The organism is Metabacillus mesotrionivorans, from assembly GCF_052171315.1.
In the GTDB taxonomy this organism is placed as follows: Bacteria; Bacillota; Bacilli; order Bacillales; family Bacillaceae; genus Bacillus_P.
Genome location: NZ_JBQMFF010000007.1, coordinates 153,652 through 165,156 on the forward strand (window position 1 = coordinate 153,652; position 11,505 = coordinate 165,156).

The following is an 11,505-nucleotide window of genomic DNA, read 5'->3' on the forward strand; positions in this document are numbered from 1 at the left end:
TAACGAGAAAAGACTCGTCATAATTTTATGAGAGTCTTTTATTTCGTAAATGCAACTGGAAGCTGTTTTTCTATTAAAGCCCCCTTTAGTTGAATATCTATCAAAAATTAACGTGCTGGTGTGTTATTTTTCAAAAAAGTTTTTCCAACAAATGCAAAGGCAATCAATAAAGTAATAAAACTTGCAACAAAGAAACCAATTGCATATGTAGGGATTTTCGCTTCTGGTACTCGGTCATTTATTTCTAATCCTAAAAAGTGTACTCCAATGCCATCGCCATCCACATTTGTTCTAAGAGTCCATAGATCTATTCCTTTTATGACCATTAAAATTGTAATAAAAGCAAGAAAAGTAAAAACAAGCCAACGAATAATTGCGTTCATTTTTTATCCCTCCCTCTATAAATATTGATATATCAACGGTTTGAGCCGTTGATGGGGTGTCCAAAAAAAAATTTTCGACACCTTTACTAACATATTTTTAAAAATATGTGATTCTATGACAGGCAGTGGGTACGCTTCGCGGTCACTACTGGATATTTATGGTTCGTAGTGATTATGAGATATGTGATGCACAATGGATCTCTGCGTAGCTTATGATGACGTACCCTCCCATGTCTCTTGGCATCTATGCGCCTACATTCCTTCGTTCGGTCTAGTCATAAGGCAGAGGCTGGCTAAGCTCCCAAAGGGACTCGTGGTCGAATGGTAAGGATAGTGCCGGCTTCTCCGTGTCATCCTGCTGTCCAGTCTAACGGGTATGTGGCCTTAGGAAGCCTCTTCGAGTCTCGGGATGTCCTTCATCATTCGCTCCGCATTAAAAGCCATATGCTTCGTGCTCATCGCATATAAGATTTTCAACAGTTTTCCGCACAATACCACTATAGATTGCTTCTTTCGCAATGGATTGTTCTTTCGGTTTGTGTAATAGTCATGCATGGCCTTAAACGCTTTATTATGGCGAATCATCGGCATCATGACTTGGAAGAGGATAGCTCGCAGCCGCCTTCTTCCACGCTTAGATATTCTCTTTTGTCCTTTATGCTGACCGGAAGAGTTTTCTCGTAAGGTCAATCCCGCGAGTTTGATTAATTGGCGTGGATTTTGATAGTGCGAGAAGCTTCCAATTTCAGAAAACAAGTCAACGATCGTGGCATCACCCAGACCAGGTACCGTTTTAAGCAATTGGTATTCCACAGACGTTTTTACAAGCTCTGTGAGCTCTTGAGTAAGCGACTCAATCTCCTCTTCGAGCTGGCGATAACGTCGAACCAATGTGGCAATCTCCATACGGGCCATCTTTTGTCCTTCTGTTACGCCAATCGAGGAAGAGGCGATGTCAATCAGCTTGACGGCTTTTGGTCGTTGAGGCGACTTTAAACCTTCGCTCTTCCGGTAAAGTTCCAGGACTTCATCTGGCTGCTTTCCTATCAAATCGTGAGGAAAGGGCGTATGCTCAAGCGCAGCGATCGCCATTTTTCCGAATGACGGAAAAACACGGACAAACTCCGGAAAATACCGGTCCAACCAACGGATGAGCTGATTTTGAATCGCACTTTGTTCTTCAACCAGACTAGAACGAAGGGTGGCTCCCACCCGCAGGTCGGCCTCCACGCCTTTAAGAATGCGAGGATAGCTGAAACGGCCATCCTTTAACAGACGGGCAATGACCAAGGCATCTTTTGCGTCATGTTTTGTTGGAAGATTGTCATCAAGCTCTTTTGAACGCTTGACATGTAACGGATTTGCCATAACAAGAGGAATGCCTCTTTCATCTAGGAAGTAAGCCAGGTTAAGCCAATAATGGCCAGTTGGCTCGATTCCCACAATAACCTCAGTCTTATTAAATTCTCTTAAAGCCTGAAGAATTAGCTGATAAAAGCTTTCAAACCCCTCATTTGTCTGTAAGAAGGGAAAAGACTTCTTGAGCATCCTCCCTCTGTCATCAACGAAACAGGTATAATGCTTGCGTTTCGCGATGTCGATCCCAACAACGAGAGTTTGTTCAGTAACTTGATTTATTTTGTGATTTTGAGTAAAATTCACGATAGTCCTCCTTGGTTCTAAGTTAGGGGTCAATTCGTGCAGATTTGACACCCCGTATCATACCAAGAGGGCTTTTTTTTGTTCAAGTCCCTGAAAATCCTTCTAACAGGAATGCTCCTGATTCAAATTTATCTCAAATGCTTAATGAACAATCCTGACCAATTCCTCAATAAGAAGAAGGGATCTACTTTGCTACAATTGCCCCCGATTGCGAAATAACAATTATTCATATTCAATGCAGCATTCGCGTCTATTTTCTAATAATGGATAAAACTTGAGACAATATAATAGATATAAACTATATAACTGATAGCGACCAAGAATATTGAACAAATATTTATAATCGTTGTGTGACCTACTTTTTTAAACCGGTGGTAAATGAGAGTAAGTATACACAGTAATATTAATTGAAGTACTAATGTTACATAAAAGTACATATGTAGAGACGATTTAGATCCAACGTATATACCTGTACCCACCAATAACAAACCAAATAATGAAATTTTAGCAGTAATTTTATTCATTTTACTGCTATTAAATTCCGCTATCTGAGCTAGAAGTAATGCTATGCCTAGCACTATAAAACTGATTAAAATATGAAGTAAAAATACCAACAAAATTTGTTTCCCCTATCTTCTCTAAAGTTTAACCCACTCTTTCATTAAACTCCCAATTCCTCAATAAGAAAAGGCGATCCACTTTGCTGCAATCGCCCCCTTTAATTGAAGAGCACATTACAAACCATTGAGATTATACTTATCGTATTATTTCACAAGTCTGATATATTCAATTCTCCAGCTTATAATCTCGTCGTTGAATCCTTTTGACTTAATCATTGCAAATTGATAATCGTATCCGATCATTTCCGTTGTTTTATAAGTGAGGAAAATTCTATCTCCTTCAATTTTAAACCCCTCAAGATCAAGCACTGAATTTGGACACCATTCTATGGCTCGATTTCTAAATGAAACACTGCTAGGGCAATTTCCTTTAGTTGTGCCGAAGTTTGTGTACATTGAGTATGCAAAAAAATCTATCGCCTTGCTGAATGATTCTTCACCTTTATATACTTCGACTGTACGTACTGCTTCTAAGAAATCTTTGTACAAAACTGGTGATTTGATACTTTCAATTTCTTTTTCGAGTTCGGAAATATTGCTTTTCAATCGTTCATTTTCATTCATTGTCTCTTCAATCTGATTTAAACGCATTGCTTTATCCTGTTTAAAAACAGAAACCTGCTCTGAGAGTTTGTCCTTTTCATTTTGAAGTTCCTCTGCAACATTATCCATTCTTAAGTTATCGGTAATAATCATTGCGAGAAGAATTAAAAATGCAATGAATACATAAGTTCTTTTTTTCAATAACGTTCCCCCACCTCATTCTTCAATTCAATAAAAGCTAGTAAAGAAAATAATAAATAATAAAATAGCTTATAAAAAACAATATGGTACCAACTAGAAAGGGATTAATGATTAAGTAACTTTCTACTCGTTTATTTTGATAACTTCCTGCCCATCTAGGTTCGTTCCGAAATTGTTAATGACATTCAAAGAATTCAACAAAAAAGGCCTTAACCCTCCTCGGATTAACACCTACAACTAGTTCATCAGAAGTACTAACGCAAATTACTTTGCAGCAATAGCGCCCTTTAATGGGATAAATTATATTCCAAAGACTATTAAAAATTTAATTGAATTTAGCAGTATTTGTAGCTACGGTATATTTTGAAACAACCTTTTTATAAATTATAAATACCATAATTCCGACTAAACCTCCTACAGTATTTAATAGGATATCATCAATATCAATTGCACGGTCCCCTCCTCCTGAGTACAAATAACCTGAAACGGTGAAATTTAAGAAAAGCTGAAATGTCTCAATTAAAATAGTTATAACAAGTATTGTTTGAGCTACTTTATATTTACTGGTTACAATTTTCAATGCTAATAAAGCAAACGATAATGGTAGTAACAATAGGAAATTACCTGCGGTTTGAATTATTGTTACAGGCGCTGCTACTGTTCCAAATAAATCATTAAAAATAGTCTTAAAAGGTATTAAGTTTATTTGTTGCATACTTATATACGAATTACCTACAAACTCTTGAGTAAAATAGTACGTAATGTTAACAAAAGATACGTAAGAATGTAACACGAAAAGATAAAGTATAAATCCCGATAAAATAACCAATTGGAGAACATTTTCTACTGTTGACTTACTAATCATCAATACACATAGTATTAATACCATTAAAAAGTTCACAACTAAATCCAGATACTCTAAATGCATTGCTCCTTTAAAAAAACTAATATAAATATAAAGAAAATATATCAGAGCAACTACCAAACTAAACCACTTATTTAATTTTAAAAAAGACATTAAATACTCCTTCTTGATCTTAAAAAAGTATTGGGTTCTTCATTTATCCAGTTTTTTCTTAATAAAAGTGGTGATCCCTATGCTGCAATCGCCCCCTTTAATGGAATAAAAATAATGCGTAATTTATGTAATCTTTTAATGGTACCTAAACCAAACAAACCAACCTTGCTCTTTACTTTTTGCTAGAAAAATTTGACCTTGACTTGAACTTGCTCCTTCAGAGAGTGGAAATTCTAAACGTACTAGCCAAGACTTATCAGCAATACGTTTACCGCAAAAATTTTTAGCCATACCGTAATAATTCTCTTCCTCTTCATTTCCCCCCACATTTAAAAAAGGAAGTGCCGATAAGACTTTCCACTGTGAATAGATATCAGGGTAAATTCCTACCTCATAAGTCTCAGGAATGAGTTTTTTTAACGCATTAACCACATCGTTCTTATCCTTAATTGATGTATCCTCTAACTTATCCAATTCTGGACATTCTTTTGGTTGAGCACCTACTGAAATAGCTGCTGGATTTAAAAGTAGCAGTAATAAAGTAAAAACCACTGATTTCTTCATAATTCACCTCTTTACTAATATTTCACATTAGAAAAGAAGTTATTATCTAGCCGTAACAAACTTGAGGATCCTTAATAAATAAAGAGCGTATGCTTTGTTCCGCAATCGCCCCCGATTGTTGAATATCCTTATCGAAGAATACCACCCGATTGTTGTGGAACACAAATACTGTCTTTTCATTAGATTTTATAGTATAAGGTTTATGTATTGTGCAGGTCTAGAATTGTGTTTTATTGAATATAACCTTTAAAAACGATTGGAGGTAAATAAGTGCGACAATTAATAGGGGCAGTTTATATATCATTTGGGATCTTTTTTTATCTTTTAGGTGGAATGGAAGGATATATCGGGCCAGATAATATGAACTGGATAATTTTTTGTTTTGTATTTGCAGGATTAATATACTTACTTTTAGATATAAGGGATTTTATTAAGAAGAAATTAGAAGAGAAATAATTTGTTGAATGATTAAAAGTTGTGGGGGAAATAATCACTAAATCCCCCATATATCAACGTCTTCCAAGATCCTGCTTAACCAAAAAAGAGCAAGGATACTCTGCTGCAAACGCCCCCTTTAACGGAATAACTACAATATGGCCTCATTCCTAAAACTTTAACTAACATATCCGTTAATTAAACAATCCTTGCTCTTTCCATTTGTCGAAATACTTTTGATAACCCATTTCCTCCGCTGTCATAGTGCATTGCGTATTTTCTAATTTAAAAGTATGAGATCCTGACAATGCTTCATAACTTGGATTACCTTCCACATCCCCAAAGAGTGTTTCAAATGTATTCACGTCCACTGAGTGTGTTATTCCATTCTCGTCAGTTTCAAGATGAATAAAATCAGCCTCTCCCTGTTCTGTCTGTCCCTTAAACATCAAACCTGCTTTATTCAAAGACACATATAATTGACTCATACTCAATCTCAACTCTCTTTATTATTACCTTTTTTATTCTTTAACCCTAAATTAAAGACCCTTTGTTAAGCAAACGCCCCTATAATTAAAAATTGTACTGAACATTCACGCAAGAAGTCTTAGAAACCTATAAACCCTCTAAATACATAACTTGATAAATAATTTGTTATTTTATTCATCCAACCAAAGTATAATAACAATCCCATAAATATCATTGCGTATCCACCAAATCGGTTTATATATCTATGGTATTTTTTAATCCATTTAGAATTCCCAATGAAAAACGACATTATAAAAAATGGTATTGAAAAACCAAGTGTATAAGCAATCATATAAATTAAACCCTGACCTGTATATAGACCTAAAGCTATTACAGCCCCTAAAATGGGTCCAACACAAGGAGTCCAACCAGCAGCATATCCTATACCAATTAAAGCGGAACCTAAATACCCTGAAGGACGATTTTTGAATGTGATTTTTCTATCCATCATTAAAAATTTGGGTTGTAAAATACCAACAATAATCAAACCAAAAAACACTATTAAAATTGCTCCGATTTTTTGAATTAAATCTTTGTATTGAGCAAAAAGATTACCGATAACTGATGTTGATAATCCTAAAACAACAAAAATGATAGAAAAGCCAAGCAAGAAGAAGAAAGTATGGAGCATTGCACTTCGATTTAATATAGAATTGTCTCTTAATTCCCCAACAGACATTCCTGTAATATACGACAAAAAAGCAGGGTAAAGAGGTAAACAACACGGAGATATAAATGATAAAAATCCTGCACCAAATGCCAAAAAAATATTTAAATCCACAAGTTCGTCTCTCCTATCTCTTCTATCTGCTTTTAATCACAAACACACAATCGCTTATTCAAATAAACTGCACAATTCCTCAATAAGAAAAGGCGATCCACTTTGCAGCAATTGCCCCCTATAATCGAACAGAGTGGTTCATTTTAGTTCAGTTAGATAAGAGCTTGTTTCAATACAAAAATTATTAAGCCACAAATTACCGATACCCCCACGAAAGACCCCAAAACTAATACCGGTGAGACTGTTCTTCCAAACTCTACTTCGTTTGCAAGTTCATTAACACTCTCCCTCGCACTATCTATATCTGGGACATATCTTTTAGTCTTTATATATCCTATTACAAACGTGATTAGAAAATATATCAAATGAACAATTACAGAACCTATAATTGCTTGAATTATTGTACTCAACCCTTTACACCACCATAAGAGAATTATATTTAGTCAAAGCTGACTTCCTATAAAATCATAAACTTATTCTAATCAGTTATTCCATTAAGCTGCCCATTGCTTCAAAAAAAAGCGATCCGCTTTGCTGCAATCGCCCCCGATTGCTTAAAAGTATACTTCTCCATACCATTTAATTCATCGTTACATTGCAAAGTCCAGCCTTCTAAATCTTTGCTTACTTCATAAAGAATTCAATAAAAGAAACGATTATCCTTTCTAGGATAATCGCCATCAATTACTGACCATTTTATTTTAATGATCGAGCAGTATTTATCATCTCTTCTTTACTTAAGCAAGTACTGTATAATTCCAAGAAAGTTCCTTCCATTTCTAAAATAAGTATCCCTCCTGTAACAAGCTTCTTCGGATTAAGTGTGTCGGAGTTATCCCAATCAAAAAAGTACCCAGTTATATGCTTGTTTATGGTTACTTTTTCTGAATTTGGGTTGAAAAATTCTTTTATTGGGTTAGCCTTCTTTTCTTCAATACTCAAAATCAAATACCTGTCATTAGAATCCATAAAATGTAGTCTAAAATGATTAATATTTTTATTTGAATTCCAAGGATATGTTTTGATTTCCAGTGACCAATCACTTGGAATTTGCACAGGAAAAAAGACTTTGAAATCAACTAGTTGCTTAATGTCTTCTATGGTAATGCTGTTGTGGTTGTATTCTATTCCGCTTACTAAATTTTGTTGAGAATTACCGGCAGCATTTGAAGAACTATTAAATGCTAACAAAAGACTGGGTATGATTATACAAAAAACTTTCTTCATTTATAGGTCACCTACTTAGATATTAATGTAAGTAATGTGCCCAAAAGTGCTAAAATTATGTTTAAGATGAGAGAATTCAGTACTACTTTGTACTGCTAACGCCCCCGATTGCGGAAGATTGATAACTATGTATTTTTCCTTCTAAATGATAAAGCAATTAATACTAAAGACAAACATACAATTCCGTATATGGGCGTTAACCAAATACGATAGACTGATCCAGGCTCTCCATCTTGAAACTTAGTATCAATGTTGATGCTATTCCAGTCCAAACTAATGGGGTTCACTGCCTTTATAGAGAAGTGGGGAAGGTATAGTTCACTTTGGAATAGGGCAAAAATCAAATACACTAAACAACCTAGTAATAGTAGTGTCGCGACTAATTGTTTTTTCATTATTTATTCATTGCTCCTTCAATAAGCTATTCCACTAAATTTCGCCAAAAAAAGCGTCAATCCTTCTTGGATTAACGCCCCCGGTTGCTGAAGATTAGAATCATTTTTTTGGATTCTGTAAATAATCAATCATTTCTTCATAATCATATGTTTTTAAAACCAAACCATTTTCATCAAATACGATAAATGCAGGTTCTTTTTTTAACTCTAGTTTAGGATATTGCTCATTCAATGACTTAAATGAGGATGTATTTGTAATAGGTCCAACATTGGTTATGTTGTTCTGCTGTAGTAAATCAAATGTAATTTCTTTCCCAACAGCTTGTAAAGAATACTTGTGACCTTCGCTAGGTAAAAGATTAGGATGAATTCGAGCAAAATCGTCTTTTTCATTCGTGCACGCTAATAACATCGATAAAATTAATAACATCAAACTTCCACAAATTATCTTTTTCATAGTTCTACTCCTTCCAGCACCCTTTAATTCAATAAGAAGAGACGACACTTTGTTTAGCAATCGCCCCCGATTGTTTAGTAAGGGTTTCAGAAACCTATCTAATAATAAAATATAGAATAAAATCTACGACTTCAATAATATCCGAATAATTTGTAATTATCTCCCATAGGTATTATTGAAGGAGGTTGTCCTATGAGCCCAAAAAATCCCACAACTTTATTTATTTCGGGTACATTAGTAACCGTATTTGCAACGTTTTTATTAATAAGTATAATTGTTAACTTGAATATAAAATATCAATCTGAACACATCCAAAAAGTACTCGAAGGAATAAATTCAGAAGATTTATTCACTCATTTCTTACGAGCAGAAAATCATTACTTTTACCAACCAGACCAAAATGAAAATGACCTTTTTTCGTTAGGGAATATCTCAAAAATCACTTTTCAATTACTTACTAATGTTGTTCCTGAAGATGCAAGAACATACCTAGGAAGAGAATTACCGGGATTATCACTTTATGATACAGAGATTGCTATTGCTGGTGAAGGAACAACTATGGCTACCTTACCTGAAGAATCATCCCCCCCTTTAGAAGTACTATTAAAAGAAAGAGAACTTGTAGAAGAGAACTTAAAAAACAGCAATGATATTTTTATACCTAATGATAATAAGGCACCCAAAGACAAGAAAGTTTTTGTTTATCAAACTCATAGCTGGGAATCTTTTTTACCCCTGTTAAAGAATGCAAAGGTTCCTAACGATGCAATAAGCAATGATAAACGAGCAAATGTAATAGCACTTGGTGCCCGTTTAAGTAACAACCTTATTCAACAAGGCATCGGTGTTTCGCACGATCAAACCAATATGACTGAGGAATTAAATGATAGAAAGTGGAGCGACACTAAATCCTATGGCCTTTCTGGCGAAATCATTCAAGCAAGTGCTGCTAGTAATCAAAACTTAGAATATTACATTGATATCCATAGGGATTCAGTACGAAGACCAAAAACAACTAAGACAATTAAAGGGAAAAACTATGCAAGGCTCTTTTTTGTAATTGGTAAGGGCAATCCGAACTACCAACAAAATCAGCAATTCGCTGAAAAACTTCACAATGACATAGAATCAAAATATCCTGGTTTGAGCAGAGGAGTTTTTCTTAAACCTAAAAGTACTGGAAATGGTGTTTACAATCAAACAGTTTCAAATAGGGCTATTCTCCTTGAAGTGGGAGGAGTAGATAATACTCTGGAGGAATTACAGAGGAGTATTGATGTATTCTCAGAGGTTTTCGGCGATAACTATTGGCAAGAACAAAAAGCAAATGAGGTGATTGGAGATGGTAAATAGTATGCCTGTATCATTAAAATGGCTCCTTTTTACGCTCTTAACAACTATGATTATGTTAGTTGGCACTGGAATATCTATTTTATCAATGTCTGCCTTGATCACCGGGCTGCTTTTTTCAATTGGATATCTGTATAAAGATGAGATCAACAAGTGAGATACTAAAACACGGCAACCTCAGATAGGTAGCCGTGTTCCGTTAAAGCCTCCGATTGTGGAATAAATCGTAATACAATGGGACCATTTTTATGATTCATAAAGGAAAATGAATTAAAAATGCAGAATTCATCATACAATAATTTACAATTCAATAAAGTCATAAAAAGATTAACATATTAAAGCAGGAAGGAGTGGTACAAAATGGATAAACAGTCTAAAAAATTTCTCATTATCGCTGCGTCTGTAATCTTTCTTGTCTTAGGATTTATTGGAGTTGCTACTTTCTTCTCTACATAACATTCTTGTTTTACAAACTTGTTCTTCGTAAGGTTACTAATAAAATTCAAATGCTGTTTATTCTTAATTTAAAAAGTCTCGTTCCCGTTCTAAAGGGTTCCGTTTTGGAGTGCAAAACACAGAATAGCAGCCTAATTAACAATACAATTAGCATAACTTAACGAGAAAAGACTCGTCATAATTTTATGACGAGTCTTTTCTTTCGTAAATGCAACTGGGTAGCTGTTATTCCATTAAAGCCACCGATGGTTGAATACTACAGGAACTAATTTAAAGAGAATGTTTCTTCTTTATCTTTCCACTTTATTGTTACGTTCTTTTCGCTCGCTTTAAATATTGACAAAGTATCTGCATTTTTATTTTCTTCCTTAAATGTTCCGTCAGAGTTTAATTCAATTGCTCCCATCCCCCATTGCCCGTTAGAACTGCTAAGTTTAAATTCGAACTCTCCAATAGAATTTATTTCATTTCCTTTGTATTGAAGAATGAACTTATTCTTTTTTTCTTCAGTTTTAACTTCCGCAATTGCCTTCCAATTTTCTGTTTCTCCTATAAATTTTGTTTTGGGAGGCTCACTCTGGCAGGCAGATAAAACAAATAGCAATAGAATAAAAAGCAGAAATCTTTTCACATTAACTCGTCCCTTCCTTAATCAGACTTTCTATAGCTTAAAGACAGCTTGTTCTTTTAATATATAACGTATGAATCAACTGTAAGTTTCAGGAATATCAATATTCCTTAGATAATCTTTATTCAACAATCCTGCCCAATTCCTCAATAAGAAGAAGTGATCCACTTTGCGGCAATCGCCCCCTTTAATGGAATAACTACAATATGTCCTTGTCCTAAGATTGCTCACTCAACTCACAATTTCCCTTTAACATT

13 protein-coding genes are annotated in these 11,505 nt (G+C 34.6%); 2 read left to right on the forward strand and 11 right to left on the reverse strand.

Annotated elements, in window-relative coordinates; translation table 11 throughout:
• Positions 1–107: 107 nt before the first annotated feature.
• The 5 genes from ACTSEZ_RS17285 to ACTSEZ_RS17305 all read right to left on the reverse strand — a co-directional run bounded on the left by ACTSEZ_RS17285 (position 108) and on the right by ACTSEZ_RS17305 (position 4,991).
• On the reverse strand, positions 108–383 hold the full coding sequence (locus ACTSEZ_RS17285) for a hypothetical protein (RefSeq protein ID WP_369735562.1): 276 nt from the start codon (positions 381–383) through the stop codon (positions 108–110).
• A gap of 384 nt (positions 384–767) precedes the next feature.
• The gene (locus tag ACTSEZ_RS17290; RefSeq protein ID WP_369735564.1) at positions 768–2,045 is read right to left on the reverse strand and encodes an IS110 family RNA-guided transposase; all 1,278 of its coding nucleotides are present in this window, start codon (positions 2,043–2,045) and stop codon (positions 768–770) included.
• A gap of 764 nt (positions 2,046–2,809) precedes the next feature.
• Positions 2,810–3,409, reverse strand: a complete 600-nt coding sequence (locus ACTSEZ_RS17295; RefSeq protein WP_369735565.1) for a hypothetical protein — start codon at positions 3,407–3,409, stop codon at positions 2,810–2,812.
• A gap of 325 nt (positions 3,410–3,734) precedes the next feature.
• Positions 3,735–4,427 carry a VanZ family protein gene (locus ACTSEZ_RS17300; protein ID WP_369735567.1) on the reverse strand — a complete coding sequence of 231 codons (693 nt, stop codon included), beginning with the start codon at positions 4,425–4,427 and terminating at the stop codon, positions 3,735–3,737.
• Between the two features lie 135 nt (positions 4,428–4,562).
• Positions 4,563–4,991, reverse strand: coding sequence for a hypothetical protein (locus tag ACTSEZ_RS17305; protein WP_369735569.1), 429 nt, complete (start codon positions 4,989–4,991; stop codon positions 4,563–4,565).
• Positions 4,992–5,261: 270 nt separating this feature from the next.
• On the opposite strand from ACTSEZ_RS17305, the gene ACTSEZ_RS17310 reads away from it, so the two are divergent.
• Positions 5,262–5,447 (forward strand): hypothetical protein, encoded by a 186-nt coding sequence (locus tag ACTSEZ_RS17310; protein WP_369735570.1) that lies wholly within the window; start codon positions 5,262–5,264, stop codon positions 5,445–5,447.
• Between the two features lie 173 nt (positions 5,448–5,620).
• On the opposite strand, the gene ACTSEZ_RS17315 is transcribed toward ACTSEZ_RS17310, so the two are convergent.
• From ACTSEZ_RS17315 to ACTSEZ_RS17335, 5 genes are all read right to left on the reverse strand, one after another.
• A complete protein-coding gene (locus ACTSEZ_RS17315) occupies positions 5,621–5,914 on the reverse strand; it encodes a hypothetical protein (protein ID WP_369735588.1) in 294 nt (97 codons plus the stop codon).
• Positions 5,915–6,033: 119 nt separating this feature from the next.
• Positions 6,034–6,735 carry a cytochrome c biogenesis CcdA family protein gene (locus ACTSEZ_RS17320; protein ID WP_369735572.1) on the reverse strand — a complete coding sequence of 234 codons (702 nt, stop codon included), beginning with the start codon at positions 6,733–6,735 and terminating at the stop codon, positions 6,034–6,036.
• 152 nt (positions 6,736–6,887) lie between these two features.
• Complete coding sequence (locus ACTSEZ_RS17325) at positions 6,888–7,145, reverse strand: hypothetical protein (RefSeq protein WP_369735574.1); 258 nt, start codon at positions 7,143–7,145, stop codon at positions 6,888–6,890.
• A gap of 286 nt (positions 7,146–7,431) precedes the next feature.
• Entirely contained in the window at positions 7,432–7,962 is a 531-nt protein-coding gene (locus ACTSEZ_RS17330) for a DUF4367 domain-containing protein (protein WP_369735575.1), read from the reverse strand.
• Between the two features lie 495 nt (positions 7,963–8,457).
• A complete protein-coding gene (locus ACTSEZ_RS17335; RefSeq protein ID WP_369735577.1) occupies positions 8,458–8,814 on the reverse strand; it encodes a hypothetical protein in 357 nt (118 codons plus the stop codon).
• A 192-nt stretch (positions 8,815–9,006) separates the two neighbouring features.
• On the opposite strand from ACTSEZ_RS17335, the gene spoIIP reads away from it, so the two are divergent.
• Positions 9,007–10,167: a stage II sporulation protein P gene (gene spoIIP / locus ACTSEZ_RS17340; RefSeq protein ID WP_369735579.1), complete on the forward strand. Its 1,161-nt coding sequence runs from the start codon at positions 9,007–9,009 to the stop codon at positions 10,165–10,167.
• A 718-nt stretch (positions 10,168–10,885) separates the two neighbouring features.
• On the opposite strand, the gene ACTSEZ_RS17345 is transcribed toward spoIIP, so the two are convergent.
• On the reverse strand, positions 10,886–11,251 hold the full coding sequence (locus ACTSEZ_RS17345) for a lipoprotein (RefSeq protein WP_369735580.1): 366 nt from the start codon (positions 11,249–11,251) through the stop codon (positions 10,886–10,888).
• Between the last annotated feature and the right edge of the window lie 254 nt (positions 11,252–11,505).